This is a genomic window from Cobetia sp. UCD-24C (assembly GCF_001306765.1).
In the GTDB taxonomy this organism is placed as follows: domain Bacteria; phylum Pseudomonadota; class Gammaproteobacteria; order Pseudomonadales; family Halomonadaceae; genus Cobetia; species Cobetia amphilecti.
This window is the reverse complement of the sequence record NZ_LJTD01000006.1, coordinates 337738-358588: the sequence shown is the minus strand read 5'-3', so window position 1 is coordinate 358588 and position 20851 is coordinate 337738. Positions and strand designations below refer to the sequence as shown.

Below are 20851 nucleotides of genomic sequence, written 5' to 3'. Positions count from 1 at the left end.
AAAGCTTGATAGTCTGTTAAGCAGACCAAACTTGGTTCAGAGTCAAACTTCTCGTGAGAGGCTTGCTCCGATATTTGGTGACCTTGTCACCACTCATCGGCAAGCGCTCACACGAATTACCTGATCAAATTTTTAAAGAGCGTCGCTGTGAAGCGAGGAGGCATATTCTACTTGGAACGCTTGAGAAGTCAAGCACTTGATGATGAGTCAGTCGACTGCCTCTAAGCATCATCAAGCGGTGAGGAGCGYTGCTCGATCACCTGTYCCGTAAGGAGTGCGGCGTATTCTAGCGAATCGCCCGGGATTGTCAATCGATGATTTCGAAGCGGACTTCAAAAACATCAAGTAAAACAATCACCTGCAAACCTCTTTCACCGCTGGTAACGCCATGCGTCCCCGGCAGCGGATGCGTACTTTACGCACGAACCGCCGTGAGGGCAAGGGCTTTCTTGAGAGAATCTCGCCGCAATGATGTCAGGCGCTCAAAACGCGTTCGGCCCCACCATGTCTGGTGGGGCCGAACGGGAGGCGACATACGCCAGCGTCTTCTCACAGCACCTCTTAGCACCCCAGCGCTCAATACCTCAGCGCGTCACGGTCACTCGTGCGTAGCGCTTCTTGCCGGCCTGGATGACGATGGCAGTATCGAAAGGTGCCATATAGGAAGGCTCGACCACTTCGCCATCCACTTTCACGCGGCCATTCTTGAGCATGTCCTTGGCCTGGGCACTGTTGTTGGCCAGGCCCGCGCGATTGATGACCGCCGCGATCGGCGCCACCTCGGCGCCTTCCAGGCTGACGGTGACATCCGGCATGTCCGCCGGCAACTCGCCGTCGGCCAGCTGATTGCCGCTGGAAAGATGTGCCGTCGCCGCCGCCTCTTCATCGTGGAAGCGTGCCACCAGCTCGCGTGCCAGCTCCATCTTGATATCACGCGGGTTGGCGCCGTCGTCGATGCTGGCCATCAGCGCCTTCACTTCATCGAGAGGACGCAGCGACAGCAGCTCGAAGTAACGCCACATCAGCGAATCCGGCATGGAGACGATCTTGTTGAACATCTCGCCCGGGCGGTCGTTGATGCCGATGTAGTTGCCCAGCGACTTGGACATCTTCTGCACGCCATCCAGGCCCTCGAGGATCGGCATGGTGATCACGACCTGCGGCTCCTGGCCGCGCTGGCGCTGCAGCTCACGCCCCATCAGCAGATTGAACTTCTGGTCGGTGCCACCAAGCTCGATGTCCGCTTCCAGTGCCACGGAGTCATACCCCTGGATCAGCGGGTAGAGAAACTCGTGGATGGAGATCGGCTGATTGCCGGTATAGCGCTTGTCGAAATCGTCACGCTCGAGCATGCGCGCGACCGTGCTGGAGGCCGCCAGCTCGATCATGTCACCCGCGGAGAGCTTGTTGATCCATTCGGAGTTGAACGCGATGCGCGTCTTCTCCTTGTCGAGGATCTTGAAGACCTGCTCCTGATACGTCAGGGCGTTGGCCTTCACGTCCTCTTCGGTCAGCGGCTTGCGCGTCACGCTCTTGCCGGTGGGGTCGCCGATGCGGCCGGTGAAATCACCGATCAGGAAGATGATCTCGTGACCGAGGTCCTGCAGCTGGCGCAGCTTGTTGATCAGCACCGTATGACCGAGGTGCAGGTCCGGCGCCGTCGGATCAAAGCCCGCCTTGACCTTGAGCTTGCGCCCGGACTCGAGCTTCTTGATCAGCTCTTCCTCGACCAGCACCTCATCGGTACCGCGCTTGATGATTTCCAGCGCTTCCACTACTGACTTGTCGCTCATCCTGCCCTCTCTGACCGTTGCTGCTCCCCTCGTAACGGGGCATGTTGGCCGAGAATGTTAGCATGACGAGCATGGCATGCACCCCCTGCCGCAGAGCGGCGTGCTCACAAGCTTCACCCCCACTGGATCGGGAGATCATCGCATGGCGCTCTACCTTGGCTTGATGACCGGCACCAGCCTGGACGGACTCGATATCGCCTTGCTCGATATCACCCCCTCCTCGCCAGACCACGAACGGATTCGCTTCATTGATGGGCTCGACCTGCCGCTGCCCGAAACACTGCGGACTCGCCTCTGGCAGCTGATGCATTGTGATGAGGCATGCTTCGCCGATCTCGCTGCCGCCGAGCAGGCGTTGGCCGAACTGGCCGCCAGCGCAGTGACGCGCTTGCTGACCCGCCAGCAACTGAGTGCAGACGATGTCACGGCGATTGGCAGCCATGGCCAGACCATCGAGCATCGCCCCTACGGTTTCAGCGACCGGCCATGCCACACGCCCTACACCCTGCAGCTCGACAACCCCAGTCTGCTGGCCGAGCTGTGCGGCATTCCCGTCGTCGCTGACTTCCGGCGCCGTGACCTGGCCGCCGGCGGTCAGGCGGCCCCGCTGGCGCCCGCCTTCCACGCTGCTCTTTTCAGTCAGCCAGACCAATGGCATGGGCTGCTCAACCTGGGCGGCATCGCCAACCTGACGCTACTTCCCCCTCAGGACTCCACGGCTGACGTCATCGGCTTCGACACCGGCCCCGCCAACTGCCTGCTGGATGCCTGGCATGCGCGTCATCGTGGCACCGCGGTGGATCAGGACGGCCAATGGGCCGCCAGCGGCAAGGTGATTCCTGACTTGCTCAAGAGCTTGCTGTCGGCCGATTACTTTCGCCGCCCCCTTCCCAAGAGCACTGGCCGCGAAGACTTCCATCTCGACTGGTTGGCACAGCACCTGACCGGCGACGAGGCACCGGCCGACGTGCAGGCCACGCTCCTGAGCCTGACTGTCGAGAGCATCGTGCAGGCACTGGAGCAGACCGGCGTGTCACTGGCCGCGCTGACTCCCTGTGGTGGCGGGGCACGCAATGGCGCCCTGCTCACGCAGCTGGAGCAGCGCCTGGCGCAAGGCGAGCAAGCGACGCCCCTCGTGTCCTGCGCTGACATGGGCTGGAACGCAGACCTGCTCGAAGCCAGCGCCTTTGCCTGGCTCGCGGCGCGCAGAGTACTGGAGCGCCCCGGCAACCTGCCCAGCGTGACCGGCGCGAGCGGCCCGAGAGTGCTGGGAGGCCTCTACGCTCGCTGATCCTCACCGAATACGAAAAAGCCGCCCTTTTCCTCAGAAGAAGGGCGGCTCTTGATTGGCCAATCACTGCGCTGGTAACACCGACAGCTGGCATCACCGACACGCCTCAGTCGTCATCCCCTTGCAGCGAGAAGCGACTGGCGGCATTCAGGACATCCAGCTGGGCTTCCTGGGCGCTGTCGGAATCACCGAACTTGATCATCAGGCGCAGGTCATTGGCCGAATCAGCATGCGCCAAAGCCACTTCCTCGGTGATCAAGCCCTGCTGATGCAAGGCGTACAGCGATTGATCGAAGGTCATCATGCCCTGCTGCTGCGAGCGTTTCATGACGTCCTTGATCTCGACCACCGCGCCCTTGCGGATCAGGTCGACGATCAGCGGCGAACGCAGCATCACCTCAATGGCCGGCACGCGCTGGGTGGTGTTGCCACTCTTGTGAGGCAACAGCTGCTGGGCCACGATGCCCTTGAGGTTCAGCGACAGATCCATCCACACCTGTTCATGACGTTCCTCCGGGAAGAAGTGGATGATGCGGTCCAGCGCCTGGTTGGCATTGTTGGCATGCAACGTCGCAAGACACAGGTGACCGGTCTCGGCGAAGGTCAGCGCGTGCTCCATGGTCTCACGCGAGCGGATCTCGCCGATCATGATCACGTCCGGCGCCTGGCGCAGCGTATTGCGCAGTGCCACCTCGAAGGACTCGGTATCGATCCCCACTTCACGCTGCGTCACAATGGAGCGCTGGTGGGGGTGGATATACTCGATCGGGTCTTCGATGCAGATGATATGCCCGCTCGAGGTCTGGTTGCGGTGCTGGATCATCGCCGCCAGCGAGGTCGACTTGCCGGCGCCGGTGCCGCCGACGAAGATCACCAGACCACGCTTGGTCTCGGAAAGCCCCTTGATGATCTCCGGCAGCCGCAACTCTTCCAGGCTGGGAATCGACAGCTGGATGCGGCGAATCACCATGCCCATCTGGCTACGCTGGTAGAAGGCGCTGATCCTGAAGCGCCCGACTCCCGGCAAGCTATGCGCGAAGTTGGCCTCGCGCTCTTCCTCGAAGCGCTCTCGCTGCATGTCACTCATCGGTGCGAGCACCAGCTCTCTCACCTGATCGACACTCAGCTTCTTGTCACCCAGCGCCACCATGCGGCCATTGACCTTCATCTGCGGCGGTGTGCCTGTGGAGATGAACAGGTCCGAGCTGCCCTTGCTGACCATCAACTGCAGAAGTTCATGCAGCCATTCATGAGGAGTCATGAGTTGTATCCCGATATGCGCCTTGAGAGTCGCGCCCAAGGCCTCGCGCTGAAATGCCGTCCCATGAACCTGAAAAGTTGACGTGTTCCGGCCCCTGCCCCACCTACCTGCAACGTGATTGTCGGTACTCCCGGCGAATTCAGCTCAACAAGCCCTTGGCTTTCGCCTGAGCATCTTCATTGGTCACCAGCCCTTCCGCCAACAGACGCGTCAGCGCTGCATCCAGTGTCTGCATGCCCAGGGCGCCACCGGTCTGGATGGAGGAATACATCTGCGCCACCTTGTCCTCGCGGATCAGATTACGAATGGCAGGCGTCGCGATCATGATCTCGTGAGCCGCCACCCGACCACCGCCAATCTTCTTGAGCAGTGTCTGGGCGATGACGCCCTGCAGGGACTCGGACAGCATCGAGCGCACCATCGACTTCTCCTCGCCGGGGAAGACGTCGATGATACGGTCGACGGTCTTGGTCGCGGAGGTGGTGTGCAGGGTGCCGAACACCAGGTGGCCCGTCTCGGCCGCGGTCAGCGCCAGGCGGATAGTCTCGAGATCTCGCAGCTCGCCGACCAGAATGACATCCGGGTCTTCACGCAGCGCCGAACGCAGCGCGGGTGCGAAGCCGTGGGTATCACGGTGTACTTCACGCTGGTTGACCAGACACCGCTTGGACTGGTGCACGAATTCCACCGGGTCCTCGATGGTGAGGATGTGGTCGTACTTGTTCTCGTTGATGTAATCGACCATCGCCGCCAGCGTGGTGGATTTACCGGAGCCGGTCGGCCCGGTGACAAGAATCAGGCCGCGCGGCAGCATGCACATCTTGCGGAAGGCTTCACCGAGCCCCAGATCCTCCATCGTCAGCACTTCCGAGGGGATGGTACGGAAGACGGCCCCCGCACCACGCCCCTGATGGAAGGCGTTGACACGAAAGCGCGAGACGCCCGGCACCTCGAAGGAGAAATCGGTCTCGAGGAATTCCTCGAAGTCACGGCGCTGCTTGTCGTTCATGATCTCGTAGATCAGCGCACGCACCTGCTTGTCATCCATTGACGGCACATTGATGCGCCGCACATCACCGTCGACACGAATCATCGGTGGCAAACCAGCGGACAGGTGAAGATCCGACGCGTTCTGTTTTGCCGAAAAAGCCAGCAGTTCGGTAATATCCATGCAGTTCCCTCGCGAAGACCGAAGCTCTTGTACCAACGAGTCTTGTGTACTCTGGTGAAAGTGTGAAGTGGCTCTTCAGTAGATAGTGCGATGGGCACCATGTCACCAGGCCTGTCACGCTCATGCTATTGATGACACGCCTGATACCGTGCCAGCCATCGCCAGGTTGTTCCGCAAATTCTGGAGCCGAGCCGCATGACCGCAGTCCCCGACGACGAAGCTTGTGTTACCCAGTGTATCCTAGAGGCCCGCGCGCGGCTGGAAAAGGCATTGCAGACAAGTAAACGCAACGCTGATTCGGCGCAAGTGCTGGCCGTCAGTAAGACCAAACCCGCCACGCTGGTGCGCGCAGCCTGGCAATCCGGCCAGCGGGCCTTTGGCGAGAACTATCTGCAGGAAGCGCTGGACAAGCAGCAGGCGCTGTCGGACCTCACCGATATCGAATGGCATTTCATCGGCCCCATCCAGTCCAACAAGACGCGCGCCATTGCCGAGCACTTCGCCTGGGTGCATACCGTGGAACGCGAGAAGATCGCACGCCGCCTGAGCGAGCAGCGCCCCGATGAGCTTGGCGCGCTCGATGTCTGCCTGCAGGTCAATATCTCCGACGAAGCCTCCAAGGCTGGCGTGGCACCGCAGGAACTGCTGGCGCTGGCCGAGACGGTAATCGCGCTGCCCGGGCTGCGCCTGCGCGGCCTGATGGCGATTCCGGCCCCCTGCGCCGCCGATGCTAGTGATGCCGAGCGTCACGCACCCTTCCGCCAGCTGCGCGAGCTGTTGGAACAACTGCAGGCGCGCTTCCCCGCCGCCAGCTACCCGCAGGCCCGGCTCGATACGCTCTCGATGGGCATGAGCGCGGATCTTGAGGCCGCCGTCGCCGAAGGTGCGACACTGGTACGCCTCGGCACTGTCATCTTCGGCGCACGTGACTATTCCCACGTCCACTGAGTCCAACGCTCGCTGATGCAAGGCTCTCGAGCTTGCCGCCAGCCCTCCCACTGAATGATCAGGAGCACCGCATGACGCACCAGAGCACCGCTACACCGCGCACCATCGCCTTCATCGGCGCCGGCAACATGGCCAGTGCCATCTTCGGCGGCATGGTCGATGCCGGCTATCCCGCGGACCGCATCATCGCCACGGCTCGCTCGCGCGAGACACTCGATGCCCTCGAGCAGCGCTACGGCGTGAGCACGACCCAGGACAACGCCTACGCCGTCTCGCAAGCCGATGTGGTGGTGCTGGGCGTCAAGCCGCAGATGATGCATGACGTCTGCCAGGCGCTGACCCCTGCGGTGCAGAACCGCAAGCCGTTGATCGTCTCGGTCGCGGCCGGCATCACCTGCGACAGCCTCGAGCGCTGGCTGGGCGGCGACCTCGCCATCATCCGCTGCATGCCCAACACGCCGTCACTGGTCGGTGTCGGTGCCAGCGGTCTCTATGCCACCGCCCAGGTGACGAAGGAGCAACGCGGCTTGATGGATGAGATGCTGACTGCGGTCGGTATCGTCGAGTGGGTCGAGGAAGAAGGCCTGCTGGAAGCCGTCACCGGCATTTCCGGTTCCGGCCCGGCCTACTTCTTCCTGTTCATCGAGTCACTCGAAGCGGCAGGCATCGAGCTGGGACTGAACGCCGAGACCGCGCGCCGCCTGGCAATCCAGACCGCCCGCGGTGCCGCCGAGATGGCCTTCTCCAGCGAGCATGAGCCTGCCGAGCTGCGCCGCCGCGTGTGCTCGCCGAACGGCACCACGGAGCGCGCCATCAACAGCTTCGAGGAGGATGGCCTGCGCGAGATCGTCGAGCGCGCCGCCAAGGCCTCCAGCGTGCGCGCCGCCGAGCTTGCCCGCGAGCTGGATCGCTGACAGCCTCTGCCCCACTGACAACTCCTGCAGGCCGCTGGCAGCCCGGGTCACAACAGGCCATCATGCGCTGTTCATCTGTTGTTGGCATGCTAGCGGCATGACGCGTGCACTATCGCGCGCCCACTTCTCACCGTCTTAAGGAAAGCCCCATGGGTGCTATGGGTAATATCGGACTTCAGCTGGTCACCATCCTGCTGCAACTGTTTGTCTACATCCTGATGCTGCGCTTCCTGCTGCAGCTGTCCCGCGCGGACTTCTACAACCCGGTCACCCAGTCAGTGGTCAAGGCGACCAACCCGCTGGTGGCCCCGTTGCAGGGCATCCTGCGCCCGCTGGGTCGCTTCGACATCGCCACCCTGGCCGCGGCCTTCATCGTCGTCAGTCTGGTACTGGTCGCGATCGGCGCCCTGTTCGGTGGCGGCATGCTACCGGTCGGCTTCATCGCGCTGACGGCACTGGGCACCATTCTCGACAGCATCATCAACATCTACTTCTTCGCCCTGATCGCGATGATCATCCTGTCGTGGGTCGCACCGCAGGCCAACCACCCGGGCGCCATCCTGGTCCACCAGCTGGTCGATCCGATCATGAAGCCGGTGCGCAAGGTGATTCCGTCGATCGGCATGCTCGACCTGTCCCCGATCTTCGTGTTCATCGCGCTCAATCTGGTCGGCAGCCTGATCAACCAGACCCTGCCGTCACTGGGCATGCTGCGCAGCGCCTTCAGTTAAGCCGGCGCTCCGCCAGCAAGGTTGGCTCGCACGCGCCCAGCGCACAGGCCGACGAGATCAGCGCCCGCCACGGACTCCCGTGGCGGGCGCTCTTGCATCAAGTCTCACTGGATCACGCGTGCGCACGCTGTGCTAGAGTGAGCCCTCGGCCGAAGCCAGAACCACGGTGCACGAGACGCCCACAAGGCGCATCACCGCGGCTTCGCGCCCCGGACACGGGCCTTGCCCCGAACACTCTGCTGGACATGATGCTGGAAACCTTCACCACGATGCCTGATTCCCTGCCCCCGGATTCGGTCGGTCTCGTCACGCCTCAGACTGCCCACTTCAATACCCCGCTGGAGCTGGCCTGCGGCAGACGCCTCGAGCAGTACTCGCTGGTCTACGAGACCTACGGCGAACTGAACGCTGACGCCAGCAACGCCATCCTGATCTGTCATGCCCTCACCGGCCACCATCATGCGGCTGGCTATCACGCCATGAGCGACCGCAAGCCTGGCTGGTGGGACGACTACATCGGCCCCGGCAAGCCCATTGATACCTCGCGCTTCTTCGTCATCGCGCTGAACAACATCGGCGGCTGCCACGGCAGTACCGGCCCGACCTCGATCAACCCGGAGACGGGCGAGCAATGGGGGCCTGACTTCCCATTGGTGACCGTGCCGGACTGGGTCGAGAGCCAGAAGCGCCTTGCAGAGTCTCTCGGCATCACCCGCTTCGCGGCGGTGGTCGGCGGCTCGCTGGGTGGCATGCAGGCGCTGCAGTGGGTGATGGACCACCCTGATCGCGTCGGTCATGTCGCCATCATCGCCTGCACGCCGAAACTCTCGGCGCAGAACATCGCCTTCAATGAAGTCGCGCGTCAGGCGATTCGCTCTGACCCGGAATTCCATGACGGCTGGTACTCGCGTGTCGATGCCGTGCCCAGGCGCGGCCTCAAGCTGGCGCGCATGGTCGGTCACATCACCTATCTTTCCGAGCATTCGATGGGCACCAAGTTCGGGCGCGACCTGCGTCAGGACCGCCTCAACTTCGGTTACGACGTCGACTTCCAGGTCGAGAGCTATCTGCGCCACCAGGGCGATACCTTCTCCACCGCCTTCGATGCCAATACCTACCTGCTGATGACCAAGGCGCTCGACTACTTCGATCCTGCCGCCACGGCAGGCGATGACCTGTCTGCGGCCATGGCGCCGATCAGCTGCCCGGTACTGGTAGTCAGCTTCACCACCGACTGGCGCTTCGCGCCGTCACGCTCTCGCGAGCTGGTCAATGCCATGATCCATGCCGGCAAGTCGGTCAGCTACGCCAACATCGACTCGCCGCACGGCCATGATGCCTTCCTGCTGCCGGGCGAACGCTACGAGACGGTGCTGGGCAACTTCCTGACTCGCGCTTACGACCACGCCTGTGGCGCGCCAGCCACGCAAAAGCCGAGCACCAAGGAGACCAGCCATGCGTAACGACCTCGCCCAGATTCATGACTGGATTCCCGAAGGCGCGCGCGTGCTGGACCTCGCCTGCGGTGACGGCACCCTGCTGGCCTCCCTCAAGGAGACCAAGCAGGTCTTCGGCTATGGCCTGGAGATCGACCCCGACAACATCAGTGCCTGTGTCGCCCGTGGCGTGAGCGTCATCGAGCAGAATGTCGATGATGGCCTGGCCAACTTCGCCGACGACACCTTCGATCGCGTGGTGATGTCCCAGGCATTGCAGGTACTGCGTCGCCCGGACCGTGCGCTGGAAGAGATGATGCGTGTCTCGCGTGAGGCCATCATCACCTTCCCCAACTTCGCCTACTGGCGTCACCGCCTGCACCTGGGCATGAAGGGCCGCATGCCGGTCTCCAAGTCGTTGCCTCACGCCTGGTACGACACGCCGAACATCCACCTGTCGACCTTCGCGGACTTCGAGCGCCTGTGTCGCGCCCAAGGCCTCAAGATCATCGACCGCGCGGTCGGCAATGGCGATCACGAGCCACACCCGGCGGCGACCTGGTGGCCGAACCTGTTCGGGGAAGTGGCTATCTTCCGCGTCTGCCGCGACAACTGCCCGCCCGACCAGCGCTGAGTTCAGGCGCCCTACAGCAGTCGCCACAGACCAAGCGCCAGGCGCCTCAAAGAAACGGCCGACAGGACACGCCTGTCGGCCGTTTCGCGTTATGACGCCAGCAATTCTTCCGCACCGCGATAGCGCTGCGCTATCCGGGCCATGCACAGACAGTCGCAACTAAAGTCTATATACTTTCGGGGTAAACGCAGCTGAGGATCACGGCACGCACTTCCGGTGAGGTGCGCCGGCATCCCGAGGAGAGAGTGCATGAACTTCCATACCCGCAAATGGGTCAAGCCTGAAGATCTCAACCCCAACGGCACCCTGTTCGGTGGACGCCTGCTGGCCTGGATCGACGAAGAAGCGGCCATCTACGCCATCGTCCAGCTGGGTACCTCGCGCGTGGTCACCAAGTTCATGTCGGAGATCAACTTCGTCTCCAGCGCGCGTCAGGGCGACATCATCGAACTGGGCATCACCGCCAGCGCCTTCGGTCGCACCTCGATCTCGCTGTGCGTCGAGATCCGCAACAAGATCACCCGCGAGCGCATCCTGACCATCGACCGCATCGTGCTGGTCAGCGTCGATGCCGACTTCAAGCCGGTGCCCCACGGCCGCACGCGCATCACCTATATCGAAGACCGCTTCCGTGAGCAGGCTGGCAGCAACGATAGCCATAACGACGGCCACAACGACAGTCACAACGACAGTCACAACGACGAAACGCCGCAGAAGGCACCGCGTCGTCGTGCCGATAGCGCCTCGGATCTCAAGAACGCCTGATCGCGTCGCTGTTCAGGTCGCGCCACGCAGGTCGCACCAACGAAAAAGGCACCTCCGAGAGGTGCCTTTTTTCATGCCGGCAATTCAGGCCGCAGTTGTGTTGCTGATGTCCGAGGGCTGACTAAGCAGGGCCTGACTGACCGCTAGCTGACGGTCGTCTGCATCGTCTCACGCAAGCCTTCACAGGCATCCGCGACTGGCGCCGTCGCCGGCGTGAACCACACCAGATCATAGGCCGGCGCCGCACCGGCGCTCTCCGGCAGATAGTCGGTGAGATATGTCAGCGGTTGGCCCGCGTCATCCCAGGCCACCGGCATCAGCGCCACGGACAGCGTGCTGCCGTCCAGCCAGCGCGGCACGCCGATATCGCGACGGGCATGACCGGAGCCACACACCAGCAGGCTGGTGGCACCGTCGGCCGCCAGGCCCTCCAGGCGTTCTGCCATCTGCTTATCCCGCGCCAGCTGCGCACGCAGCATCGCATCCAGGCGCTCTGCACCCAGCAGACCGCAATGGCCTTCATCCAGTGCCTCACGCTGCAGACGCAGCACCGCTTCCGGCAGTGCCAGCGGCGACTGCCCCGGTGCCATGCTGGCCTCCAGCTGTGCCGCCGACAGGCTGGCAGAGGCCAGCGGTGCCCCACTGTCCAGCGCTCCGCGCAGCAGAGGGGCGTAGTCGGTGAAGGGCCAGCGCGCATTCCAGGCCAGCAGCTGCTGAAGCTCGTCATCCGGCAATCCCGCAACCGCAAGCGACGTACGATTGGCCAGCGACAAGGCGGCATCCTGGGTGGTGTCCAGCATCTCCAGCGCCACACCCCCCAACTGACGCCGCGCGACCAGCGCATCGATCAACCAGCGCTCCAGCTGGTGATGGTCCGGATTGTCGTGATGCTCGCCCAGCAGCACCATCGAGTGCGCCTGACTCCAATCGACCAGCGCCGCTGGGGACAGACGACGATTGCCCTCCGCGACCAGAATGCTGCCCAGCAACGGGTGGGACGCCTTGGGGTCATGCCAGGCCGGCAGCGGTGGCAACGGCCCGTTGGCCGGCTGAGCGGCCTGTGCGAGCGGGCTGGTCAGTGCCGTGCCCAGCACGGAAAGCCCGCCCGCCGAGGCGACCATGCCGGCCAGCAACTGGCGACGGCTCACTCCGGCCGTGCGCTCAGGCGTCTCGGATTCGTTGCTGGAGCGGAAGCTGGAAGTGATCGAGCGGCGAAATAGCGACATGAAGATGACCCGGCATGGAAGGAAGCGGCAAGACACGGTAAAAGACCACAAGAGAGCGTGCCAACGCTGCCATGATACCCGATGCGAGCCCCCTCATGTCCGAAAGGCCACCAACACTCCCCCAAGGGCCCTCATCCAGGCTGTGCTTGAGACTGCCGCTGCCATCACTGCCCATCGGCCGCAGCATGGCACTGACACTCGATGATGGCCGTCCGGCCTTGCTGGTGATGCAATCCGACGGCCCGCGCGCCTTCCTCGACCGCTGCCCGCACCAGGGCAGCCGAATGCTGACCGAAGACGAGACTGGCGATCCCTACATGGACGCGACCGGCGGCCTGATCCTCTGCCACCGCCATCAGGCCTGTTTCGAACCGCATCACGGCACCTGCATCAGCGGACCCTGCGTCGGCCAACGCTTGACCGCGTCGGACGTTGAGCTGGTGCACAACGACGCCTCACCAGCACAGCTGCTGCTATGGGTGGCCGCAGGCAGCGGTGGAGAAATGAGGGAGAAATGATAGAGAGATTATAGAGAGAGGCGAGCGCTGACTGACAGGCTGAGCGCCCGCGACCTGATCAGCCAGCAAAGCGCGCGTCATGCAGTGGCAGCTCGCGCGTCAGGCCCAGTCTTGCTCGCCACAGCGGCTGACCCGTATCTGAAAGGTACTCCCCGAGCATGATCTGCATGCCCAGCGCCACTACCTCGACACCGGCGGCCTGCGCCCGGACAAAGGCCTGCGCGTAGGCCGGGTCAAGATGCGCCGCCGGTGCGACATCCTCGATCCCGTCATGGGCGACGCAGAACACCAGCACGCAGCGGTGCCCTGCTGCGACCAGCGCCGCGAGGCTGGCCAGATGACGCTGTGCACGCGCACTCACCGAGTCCGGGAAATAGCCGTGACCGTCGGCTTCACGCAGCGTCAATTGCTTGACCTCCAGATAGATCGAGGCCGCGCCCTCCTTCTTCGGCCACATCTGGAAATCGAGCCGTGAGCGCTCCGGTGTGTCATTGCCCGGCAGCAGGACCTCGACACGCGACTCGCGCTTGAGGCGCGCAAAGTCGGCAAGCTCCATATCGTGCAGCACGCTGACGCTGGCCTGCTGCAGCGCCGCCTCGACATGGGCATTGGCACGCCCGGTATGCACCGCCACCAAGGCCTCACGCCGGCCGTCAGCGCCGGGTGGGTCCAGGGGCAGGCGAATCAGCTCCCAGGTCCAGGCGAGCTTGCGCTTGGGGTTGTCGGACGGCGACAGCCATACCTCACAACCTTCGACGCACACCGCGCGCATCGAGCCGGTATTCGGGCAATGCGCCGTCACCACTTCACCGGCCCGCTCACCCTCGAGCAGCTCCACCTCGGCGAAGAAGCGCTTGTAACGACGGATCAGACGACCACGATACAGCCCCTCAAGCACCATCAAGCCGACACTCCCGCCTGAGTGGCACGCCGCTCAAGGAAGCGCTCCATGCGGGCCAGGGCCTCGCGCAGACGCGCCTCATCAGCGGTGAAGGCGATACGCACATGGCGACGCCCTTCGGCCAACGCGAAGTCCGTGCCCGGCGTGATGGCGACATTCTCTTCTTCCAGCAGTGCGCGGCAGAAGGCCTCGCTGTCATCACTCAGATGCGAGATATCCAGCCAGACGTAGAAGGCGCCCTGCGGCGGCACCGACGGCGCCAGCCCCAGGCGTTCGAGCCCGGCCAGCAGCACGCCACGGCGGGCTTCGAGCACCTGCCGACGCCGCTCGAGCTCTGCTTCGCATTCCGGCGTGAAGGCCGCCAGCGCCGCATGCTGGGCAGGCGTCGAGGCAGCCAGGAAGACATTCTGCGCCAGGCGTGACAATGGCTCGACCGCGGCTTCCGGCGCCACCAGCCAACCCAGCCGCCAGCCCGTCATGCCGAAGTATTTCGAGAAGCTGTTGATGACGAAGGCATCGGGGCACTCCGCCAGTGCGGTATGCGCAGGCACGCCATAGGTCAGCCCCTGATAGATCTCATCCACCAGCAGGTGCGCATCACGCGTCTGGCACAGCTCGCCCAGCGCCTTCAATTCCTCGGGCGACAGCACGTGTCCGGTGGGGTTGGAGGGCGATGCCACCATCACGGCCCGCGTGTTCTCGCGCCAGAAATCATCGGCAAGTTCGGCGGTCAGCTGCCAGCCACTCTCGGCATTGACGGGCACCACATCCAGCTGGGCATCCACCAGGCCCATGAAGTGGCGATTGCAGGGGTAGGTCGGGTCGGCCATCAACACGCTGTCGCCACGTTCGGCGCACAGCAATGTGGCCAGCAGCAAGGCACCGGAGGCGCCGGGCGTGATGATGATACGGGAGGGAGACACCGTGACGCCGTGGCGGCGCTGATAGTCTGCCGCGATGGCCTCGCGCAGGGCCGGCAGGCCGCAGGCAGGGGTGTAGCGCGTCTGACCGGCCGCCAGCGCCGCCTGCCCGGCGGCGATCACCGGCGCGGGGGTCGGGAAGTCGGGCTCGCCCACTTCCAGATGAATGACGTCATGGCCCGCGGCCTCGCGCGCCTGGGCGGCTTCCAGCAGCGTCATCACGCGAAAGGCAGCGACGGATTCAAGACGGCGGGCAAACGGCATGACAACACTCCTCAGGATGGGAGCTTCATTCTAGGCGCCTGCCAAGGCCCATTCCCAGCCCCTTCGTGCAGGAAAATCGGTGTTTTCCGGTACATGCGGGACCACTGCTCGCTACAAACTATCGTCGGAGATCGGTTGCAAACTTGTCATTTTTACGCTAAATAAGCTGATCTTCTCGCGAGGGCAGCAGTCAGGACAGCCCCCTCGCCGTGGCCAAGGAGGCAGTGCAACAGACTGTCGACGGCCCAAGTCACCTTGCGGAATGAGGCGGTCCCATGCCCTTAGCTGAAACCAAGCCGGAAGCGCTTAAGAAATTCACCCCGTATGAGCCGGCAGCGGGTGAAGAGTACATGAACGAGAAGCAGCTAGCGCACTTCCGTCAGATCCTGCTGGACTGGAAACAGGAGCTGATGGAAGAGGTCGATCGCACCGTGCGTCACTTGCAGGAAGATGCCAACAACTACGCGGACCCTGCAGACCGTGCCACTCAGGAAGAAGGCTTCAGCCTCGAACTGAGAACACGTGATCGCGAGCGCAAGCTGCTGAAGAAGATCAACGAGACCATCGAGAACATCGATGAAGACGACTACGGCTTCTGCGAAGCCTGCGGCGTCGAGATCGGCATTCGCCGTCTGGAAGCACGTCCGACCGCTACCCAGTGTGTCGACTGCAAGACGCTGGCCGAGTTGAAGGAAAAGCAGCTGGGCCGCTAAGCCCTGCTGTCGATGAAGCGACGTCAGGCCGTCGCCCTCATCCCCCATACGGGCACCCTCCTCGGAGCGGTGCCCGTATGCGTTCAGGCCCTGCTGCCTGCGAATTCCCCACCACGAAGGATGACGGAGCCCACATGCCTACCGCCTACCGTGGCCGCTTTGCCCCTACCCCTTCCGGTCCGCTGCATGCGGGCTCGCTGCTGGCCGCTGTCGCCAGCTATCTCGATGCCCGCCATCACGGCGGCGAGTGGCTGGTGCGTATCGAGGATATCGACCCACCACGCTGCCCCACCGGGAGCGCCGATACCATCCTGCGCCAGCTGGATGCCTTCGGCCTGCAGCGCGATGGCGAGCTCCGCTATCAGAGCCAGCGTCACGCCGCCTACGCCGAGGCGCTGGAGCAACTGAAGGCCAGTGGTATCGCCTACCCGTGTGACTGCTCGCGCAAGCAGTGGCGCGAGCACGCCATCTACCCCGGCTGGTGCCGTGAGCGAGCCGAACCGCCCGAGGGCGAGCATGCCTGGCGGCTGGATGTGCGTGCGGTAGAGCGCTTCGGCGGCGCCTGGGCCATCGCTGGCTGGCAGGACCGCCTGCAAGGCGCGGTCCAGCTGGATCTCGCCACGCTCGGCGATGTGGTGCTCAAGCGACGCGATGGCCTGTGGGCCTATCAGCTGGCCGTGGTGGTGGATGATGCCGAGCAGGGCATCACCGATGTCGTGCGCGGGCTCGATCTGCTCGACAACAGCCCCTGGCAACGTTTGCTGCAGGCCGCGCTCGACCTGCCGATGCCCCGCTTGACGCACCTGCCGCTGATCACGGCCGCCAATGGCCAGAAGCTCTCCAAGCAGAATCTGGCGCCGGCCCTGCCGGAAGACACTAGCGCGATTCGAACACTGCTGCACCATACCCTGACGCTGCTCGGTCAGGCGCCGCCGCCCGAACTGGCGACCGCCAGCCCCGCTGAGCAACTCGCCCACGCCACTCCTCGCTGGTCACTCGCGGCGGTCGGCACCGCGCCGTCACTCAGTGCGGCCACTGCTCCAATGGCAAGGACCGCTGAGGGCAGTTGAGGGAAGCTGAGACCAGACACGCCATGCACTCGGGACGCCTGACAACAGCCACGATTGTCGGATTGCCTCCCCTGTGGGAACAGGACAGACTCGAACGACAGTCATTCCCTCATGCACACCCTCAGGCGAGCGACATCACCCCATGGCCCGGATTCTGATCGTCGAAAAGGAAGGTGCTTCGCGCAACACGCTGCAGCATCTGCTGGAGCGCGAGGGTCACGACGTGGTGCAGGCCAGCGGCCTGGAGGATGCCCGTCTGCAGCACCCCGCCGACTTCGCGCTGGTGATCTGTGACAGCGAACTGGCCGGAGAGCATGCCGACCCGATCCTGAGCGCCAGCCGGCCAACTCCGGTGCTGCTGCTGGCCGACAACCCCAGCCTGCACGCCGCCATCGGCTGCCTGAAGGCGGGGGCAGCCGACTATCTGCCCAAGCCGTTCGATCAGCAGGCCTTCGCGCGCAGCGTGCGCGATGCGCTGTCGCTGCCACGCCAGGGGGCGCCGAGCGCCGCGCCCCCTCCGCCCCAGGCGCATGCTGGCACGGCCAACAAGCCGGTGGAGATGATTGGCCACTGTCGCGCCATGCAACAGGTCTATACCCGCATCCGCAAGGTTGCGCCTGCCGATGTCACCGTGCTGGTGCTCGGTGAGTCCGGCACCGGCAAGGAGCTGGTCGCGCGCGCCATTCACCGCCAGAGCGAACGCCATCAGGCGCCGCTGATCTGCGTCAACTGCGCCGCCATTCCCGAGACATTGATCGAGTCCGAGCTGTTCGGCCATGAAAAAGGCGCCTTCACCGGTGCCACCAGCTCACGCACCGGTCTGATCGAAGCCGCCGACGGCGGCACGCTGTTCCTGGATGAGATCGGCGAACTGCCGCTGGATGCTCAGGCGCGCCTGCTGCGAGTGCTGCAGGAGGGCGAGATTCGCCGCGTAGGGGCGATCGAGACCCGCTACGTCGACATCCGCCTCATCGCCGCGACCCACCGCAACCTGCATCAGCTCTCGGCCAGCGGCGAGTTCCGCCTTGATCTCTACTACCGCTTGAATGTGATGGAGATCGACCTGCCGCCCCTGCGTGAGCGTGGCGATGACGTGCTGGAACTGGCCGAGTACCTGCTGGCCGGCATCGCCCGCAAGCATGGTCGAGACGGCATGCGACTCTCTCAGCGGGCGCGTCAGGAAATCCATCACTACGCCTGGCCCGGCAATGTCCGTGAGCTGGAAAACGCCCTCGAGCGTGGCGTCATCCTGGCGGAGCGCCGCATCATCGCCCCGGAAGACCTCGGCCTGCGCACGCCCTCAGGGCAGCCGCTTCAGGCAACGCCCGCCGCAACGGCCGACCCGGCGGCACCCTCCACTGCTCAGACGCCGAAGACAGCGGGCAAAGGGGCGGCGAAAGGAGCGATGAAAGGCACAGTGAAAAGCGCCGCCAGGGACGCAAGTCCCGAGACGGCCTCAGCGCCTGCCACAGGTCAGCCCGCGACCAGCCAACAGGACAAGGGCCAGCCACCGCCTGCGGACACCCCACGCAGCGGCCTCTCGGTGGTCGGCGATGCCGGTGAAGAGGAAGACCTCTCGCTGGAGGACTACTTCCAGCACTTCGTACTCGAGCATCAGGACCACATGAGCGAGACCGAGCTCGCACGCCGCCTCGGCATCAGCCGCAAGAACCTCTGGGAGCGACGTCAGCGCCTGGGCATTCCACGTCGCAAGGGCCGCCGCAGCTCTCCCGCAAACTGACGTCGGCGCAATGAAGCTGGAGCGACGCCGGAGCACTGACACTGGCGCACAGAAGTCACTGCGCTGAAGTCACTGCGCTCAAGTCACTGCGCTCAAGTCACTGCACCATGCAGGTGCCCTCCCGAGCGAGCAACCCGCCTGCGGCGCCACCTTGCCTGCCACAGATCCCCGCATCATCGAGGGCATCGCTAGACTTTAGTGTCGAAAGACTCGCAAAAAACCCAGCTCAATCATTAGCTTGCAAGGCACTTCGTTAGACCTTCGCACCAATTGTTACCATCGACCCCAAATCATGACCCCATCCAGCGCACCAATGGGCACGTCAGGTAACACCTCGCACCTCTCTACACCTCACGTCTCAGCGACCTATGTCTAAATGACTGAATTGCTGGTTTTTTTTAAGCTGTGGCACATCCGATGCAATAACACGGTCAAGAAAAAGAACAACCGGAAATACGAAGCGCGCCCAACAACAACAAGAACGCGCAATGCTTCGAAAACCCTCGACACCAACAAGAACAATACCCGTCGAGCGCGTGACATTGATGATGAACCGCATGCCTCACTACATGAGTGGTGACAGGCAAGAGCCAAAACAAGAACAAACGGCCGCAGTTCATCATCCGCCGATCCAACAACAACAAGATATCGGCAGTCCGGAATCTACTGACCAGGACGCGACGAATCCGGCCTCGAGCACCAACAAGAACAACAGGCTCGACCCCGGATCACCCCCGAAACAACAACAACTCGCGGGGGGAGGCTACTCAGCCGTCGGTGAATGGAAGATTGTTTTGAATACGAGATGGTCACCGAACAGACAGCCAGACAACAACAACATGATCTGCAACACGAAGGATCTGTCTGCATTGATTTGTGACTGTGGTGCGTATTCAGGGCGATGCGCCATCACGAAAAAGAACATCCGCTCAAGGATGCGTGTACCCTACCTGCAAGGGAGACCGAGTGATCGGTCTCCCTTTTTCCTTGTCTGAGAGGTGAATTTCGCCTCGTCAGACGCCTTGAAGTGCAGAGTCGGCCCCTGGATGGCAGACCGGCGCTTTGCCAAGGTATCTGCCCTCGGCTACACTGGGCGGCCTGCCACGCACGAGTCGAATCGCTGCATGCTCAAAGGATTTACCCGCTTTCTACAACGCCCCGGTGACCGCTTGAAGACGCTTTTCAATGCAACTGACGCGCCCGCGGCCCCATTGCCCAGCCTGCGTGTGATACCGCGGGATGAGCATCCCGTGTCCCGCCGCCAGCTCAGCGAGAATGCGCTGAAGGTACTCTATCGCCTGCAAAGCGGTGGATATCAGGCCTATCTGGTCGGTGGCTGTATCCGTGATGCCCTGCTCGGACAACGCCCCAAGGACTTCGACGTGGCCACCAACGCCACGCCGGAACAGGTCCGCGAGCTGTTCCGCAATGCCCGCATCATTGGCCGTCGTTTCCGTATCGTGCACGTGCGCTTCGGTCGTGAGGTGATCGAGGTCACCACCTTCCGCGGCAAGCCGGCCGATAGCACGCCCAGCCAGCATACCCAGCAGTCGGAAGACGGCATGCTGCTGCGTGACAACGTCTTCGGCTCCATCGAGGAGGACGCGCTGCGCCGCGACTTCACGATCAATGCCCTCTATTACGACGTGTCCGACTTCACGATCCATGACTGGGCCAATGGTGTACGCGATATCGAAGCGCGCATGATTCGCCTGATCGGTGACCCGGAAACACGCTATCGCGAAGACCCGGTGCGCATGCTGCGTGCCGTCCGCTTCGCCGGCAAGCTGGACTTCGACATCGAGGAGGCCACGGCCGAACCGATGTACGAACTGGCCCCGCTGCTGCTGCAGATTCCGCCGGCGCGCATGTTCGAGGAAGTGCTCAAGCTGTTCATGTCCGGCTATGCACTGGAAACCTTCCATCTCCTGCGTGAGTTTGGTCTGTTCCAGATGCTGTTCCCCGAGACGGAAGAGAGCTTCGCGCATTATCACTGGTCCATGCCGCTGATCGAGAAGGCGCTGGCCAGCACGGACGACCGCATCCGCGAAGACAAGCCGGTCACGCCGGCCTTCCTGTATGCCGCCCTGCTGTGGCCGGGCGTCAAGGCGCGTACCGACCAGCTGATCGCCAGTGGCATGCCCGATATTCCGGCAGCCCACCAGGCGGCCCAGCAGGCGATCGCTCGCCAGCTCAACCACACCTCGATCCCGAAGCGCTTCAGCATTCCGATGCGCGAGATCTGGGACATGCAGGCCAAGTTGCCGCGCCGTCGTGGCAAGCGCGCCTTCCAGACCCGCGAGCATCCGCGCTTCCGCGCCGCCTACGACTTCCTGCTGCTGCGCGAATTCGCCGGCGAAGTGAAGCCGGGGCTGGGCAAGTGGTGGACCGACTTCCAGGAAGTCGATGCTCGCACCCAGGTCACGATGATCGAAGGTGTCTCCGATGAAGGCCCCGCCGGCAGCAAGCCGGTCGGCACCAAGCGTCGCGGCAAGCGTCGGCGCAATGGTCGCGGCCAGGGCTGAGCAGTGGCTCGTCTGAGCCACTGCCGTCT

19 protein-coding genes are annotated in these 20851 nt (G+C 63.4%); 13 read left to right on the top strand and 6 right to left on the bottom strand.

The genetic code is table 11. The features are described from left to right. Positions 1-584: 584 nt before the first annotated feature. The gene (gene tyrS / locus AOG28_RS11335; protein WP_054556461.1) at positions 585-1793 is read right to left on the bottom strand and encodes a tyrosine--tRNA ligase; all 1209 of its coding nucleotides are present in this window, start codon (positions 1791-1793) and stop codon (positions 585-587) included. Between the two features lie 142 nt (positions 1794-1935). On the opposite strand from tyrS, the gene AOG28_RS11330 reads away from it, so the two are divergent. Then, positions 1936-3084 carry an anhydro-N-acetylmuramic acid kinase gene (locus tag AOG28_RS11330; protein WP_054556460.1) on the top strand — a complete coding sequence of 383 codons (1149 nt, stop codon included), beginning with the start codon at positions 1936-1938 and terminating at the stop codon, positions 3082-3084. A gap of 106 nt (positions 3085-3190) precedes the next feature. Here AOG28_RS11330 and AOG28_RS11325 read toward each other — a convergent pair whose 3' ends face one another. Both AOG28_RS11325 and AOG28_RS11320 read right to left on the bottom strand, forming a co-directional pair. Then, complete coding sequence (locus AOG28_RS11325) at positions 3191-4345, bottom strand: PilT/PilU family type 4a pilus ATPase (protein WP_043333447.1); 1155 nt, start codon at positions 4343-4345, stop codon at positions 3191-3193. A 139-nt stretch (positions 4346-4484) separates the two neighbouring features. Continuing rightward, a complete protein-coding gene (locus AOG28_RS11320; protein WP_043333445.1) occupies positions 4485-5516 on the bottom strand; it encodes a type IV pilus twitching motility protein PilT in 1032 nt (343 codons plus the stop codon). 195 nt (positions 5517-5711) lie between these two features. On the opposite strand from AOG28_RS11320, the gene AOG28_RS11315 reads away from it, so the two are divergent. The 6 genes from AOG28_RS11315 (at position 5712) to AOG28_RS11290 (ending at position 10944) form a co-directional block, all read left to right on the top strand. Continuing rightward, positions 5712-6464, top strand: a complete 753-nt coding sequence (locus AOG28_RS11315; protein WP_054556459.1) for a YggS family pyridoxal phosphate-dependent enzyme — start codon at positions 5712-5714, stop codon at positions 6462-6464. A gap of 71 nt (positions 6465-6535) precedes the next feature. Beyond that, positions 6536-7378 carry a pyrroline-5-carboxylate reductase gene (gene proC / locus AOG28_RS11310; RefSeq protein ID WP_054556458.1) on the top strand — a complete coding sequence of 281 codons (843 nt, stop codon included), beginning with the start codon at positions 6536-6538 and terminating at the stop codon, positions 7376-7378. Positions 7379-7527: 149 nt separating this feature from the next. After that, positions 7528-8109: a YggT family protein gene (locus AOG28_RS11305; protein WP_043333437.1), complete on the top strand. Its 582-nt coding sequence runs from the start codon at positions 7528-7530 to the stop codon at positions 8107-8109. A gap of 269 nt (positions 8110-8378) precedes the next feature. Continuing rightward, positions 8379-9572, top strand: a complete 1194-nt coding sequence (gene metX / locus AOG28_RS11300; RefSeq protein ID WP_054556487.1) for a homoserine O-succinyltransferase MetX — start codon at positions 8379-8381, stop codon at positions 9570-9572. Beyond that, complete coding sequence (gene metW / locus AOG28_RS11295) at positions 9565-10179, top strand: methionine biosynthesis protein MetW (RefSeq protein ID WP_054556457.1); 615 nt, start codon at positions 9565-9567, stop codon at positions 10177-10179. The genes metX and metW overlap by 8 nt, the downstream gene beginning before the upstream one ends. A gap of 249 nt (positions 10180-10428) precedes the next feature. After that, entirely contained in the window at positions 10429-10944 is a 516-nt protein-coding gene (locus tag AOG28_RS11290; RefSeq protein ID WP_082388712.1) for an acyl-CoA thioesterase, read from the top strand. Between the two features lie 143 nt (positions 10945-11087). On the opposite strand, the gene AOG28_RS11285 is transcribed toward AOG28_RS11290, so the two are convergent. Then, complete coding sequence (locus AOG28_RS11285; RefSeq protein ID WP_054556456.1) at positions 11088-12170, bottom strand: ChaN family lipoprotein; 1083 nt, start codon at positions 12168-12170, stop codon at positions 11088-11090. 185 nt (positions 12171-12355) lie between these two features. Here AOG28_RS11285 and AOG28_RS11280 point away from each other — a divergent pair, with 185 nt between their 5' ends. Next, positions 12356-12688 carry a Rieske (2Fe-2S) protein gene (locus AOG28_RS11280; RefSeq protein ID WP_160317875.1) on the top strand — a complete coding sequence of 111 codons (333 nt, stop codon included), beginning with the start codon at positions 12356-12358 and terminating at the stop codon, positions 12686-12688. Positions 12689-12746: 58 nt separating this feature from the next. Here AOG28_RS11280 and sfsA read toward each other — a convergent pair whose 3' ends face one another. After that, a complete protein-coding gene (gene sfsA, locus AOG28_RS11275) occupies positions 12747-13589 on the bottom strand; it encodes a DNA/RNA nuclease SfsA (RefSeq protein ID WP_054556454.1) in 843 nt (280 codons plus the stop codon). Beyond that, the gene (locus AOG28_RS11270; RefSeq protein ID WP_054556453.1) at positions 13589-14773 is read right to left on the bottom strand and encodes an aminotransferase class I/II-fold pyridoxal phosphate-dependent enzyme; all 1185 of its coding nucleotides are present in this window, start codon (positions 14771-14773) and stop codon (positions 13589-13591) included. The genes sfsA and AOG28_RS11270 overlap by 1 nt, the downstream gene beginning before the upstream one ends. Before the next feature lie 275 nt (positions 14774-15048). Here AOG28_RS11270 and dksA point away from each other — a divergent pair, with 275 nt between their 5' ends. The 5 genes from dksA to pcnB all read left to right on the top strand — a co-directional run bounded on the left by dksA (position 15049) and on the right by pcnB (position 20822). Next, positions 15049-15486 carry an RNA polymerase-binding protein DksA gene (gene dksA / locus AOG28_RS11265; RefSeq protein ID WP_043333424.1) on the top strand — a complete coding sequence of 146 codons (438 nt, stop codon included), beginning with the start codon at positions 15049-15051 and terminating at the stop codon, positions 15484-15486. Between the two features lie 134 nt (positions 15487-15620). Beyond that, complete coding sequence (gene gluQRS / locus AOG28_RS11260) at positions 15621-16556, top strand: tRNA glutamyl-Q(34) synthetase GluQRS (RefSeq protein WP_054556452.1); 936 nt, start codon at positions 15621-15623, stop codon at positions 16554-16556. 142 nt (positions 16557-16698) lie between these two features. Then, positions 16699-18297, top strand: a complete 1599-nt coding sequence (locus AOG28_RS11255; protein ID WP_054556451.1) for a sigma-54-dependent transcriptional regulator — start codon at positions 16699-16701, stop codon at positions 18295-18297. Between the two features lie 488 nt (positions 18298-18785). Then, positions 18786-19292: a hypothetical protein gene (locus tag AOG28_RS18235; RefSeq protein WP_152965404.1), complete on the top strand. Its 507-nt coding sequence runs from the start codon at positions 18786-18788 to the stop codon at positions 19290-19292. A gap of 129 nt (positions 19293-19421) precedes the next feature. Further along, positions 19422-20822, top strand: a complete 1401-nt coding sequence (gene pcnB, locus AOG28_RS11250; RefSeq protein WP_043333418.1) for a polynucleotide adenylyltransferase PcnB — start codon at positions 19422-19424, stop codon at positions 20820-20822. The last annotated feature ends 29 nt before the right edge of the window (positions 20823-20851 follow it).

What these genes read in the sequence shown, in the direction of transcription:
- AOG28_RS11270 (WP_054556453.1), bottom strand. Translation starts at nt 14,773, where the DNA reads ATGCCGTTTGCCCGCCGTCTTGAATCCGTCGCTGCCTTTCGCGTGATG.
- AOG28_RS11285 (WP_054556456.1), bottom strand. Translation starts at nt 12,170, where the DNA reads ATGTCGCTATTTCGCCGCTCGATCACTTCCAGCTTCCGCTCCAGCAAC.
- AOG28_RS11255 (WP_054556451.1), top strand. Translation starts at nt 16,699, where the DNA reads ATGGCCCGGATTCTGATCGTCGAAAAGGAAGGTGCTTCGCGCAACACG.
- proC (WP_054556458.1), top strand. Translation starts at nt 6,536, where the DNA reads ATGACGCACCAGAGCACCGCTACACCGCGCACCATCGCCTTCATCGGC.
- pcnB (WP_043333418.1), top strand. Translation starts at nt 19,422, where the DNA reads ATGCTCAAAGGATTTACCCGCTTTCTACAACGCCCCGGTGACCGCTTG.
- AOG28_RS11325 (WP_043333447.1), bottom strand. Translation starts at nt 4,345, where the DNA reads ATGACTCCTCATGAATGGCTGCATGAACTTCTGCAGTTGATGGTCAGC.
- dksA (WP_043333424.1), top strand. Translation starts at nt 15,049, where the DNA reads ATGCCCTTAGCTGAAACCAAGCCGGAAGCGCTTAAGAAATTCACCCCG.
- AOG28_RS11320 (WP_043333445.1), bottom strand. Translation starts at nt 5,516, where the DNA reads ATGGATATTACCGAACTGCTGGCTTTTTCGGCAAAACAGAACGCGTCG.
- gluQRS (WP_054556452.1), top strand. Translation starts at nt 15,621, where the DNA reads ATGCCTACCGCCTACCGTGGCCGCTTTGCCCCTACCCCTTCCGGTCCG.
- AOG28_RS11290 (WP_082388712.1), top strand. Translation starts at nt 10,429, where the DNA reads ATGAACTTCCATACCCGCAAATGGGTCAAGCCTGAAGATCTCAACCCC.
- AOG28_RS11305 (WP_043333437.1), top strand. Translation starts at nt 7,528, where the DNA reads ATGGGTGCTATGGGTAATATCGGACTTCAGCTGGTCACCATCCTGCTG.
- AOG28_RS11280 (WP_160317875.1), top strand. Translation starts at nt 12,356, where the DNA reads ATGGCACTGACACTCGATGATGGCCGTCCGGCCTTGCTGGTGATGCAA.
- AOG28_RS11315 (WP_054556459.1), top strand. Translation starts at nt 5,712, where the DNA reads ATGACCGCAGTCCCCGACGACGAAGCTTGTGTTACCCAGTGTATCCTA.
- metW (WP_054556457.1), top strand. Translation starts at nt 9,565, where the DNA reads ATGCGTAACGACCTCGCCCAGATTCATGACTGGATTCCCGAAGGCGCG.
- tyrS (WP_054556461.1), bottom strand. Translation starts at nt 1,793, where the DNA reads ATGAGCGACAAGTCAGTAGTGGAAGCGCTGGAAATCATCAAGCGCGGT.
- sfsA (WP_054556454.1), bottom strand. Translation starts at nt 13,589, where the DNA reads ATGGTGCTTGAGGGGCTGTATCGTGGTCGTCTGATCCGTCGTTACAAG.
- AOG28_RS11330 (WP_054556460.1), top strand. Translation starts at nt 1,936, where the DNA reads ATGGCGCTCTACCTTGGCTTGATGACCGGCACCAGCCTGGACGGACTC.
- metX (WP_054556487.1), top strand. Translation starts at nt 8,379, where the DNA reads ATGCCTGATTCCCTGCCCCCGGATTCGGTCGGTCTCGTCACGCCTCAG.
- AOG28_RS18235 (WP_152965404.1), top strand. Translation starts at nt 18,786, where the DNA reads ATGCTTCGAAAACCCTCGACACCAACAAGAACAATACCCGTCGAGCGC.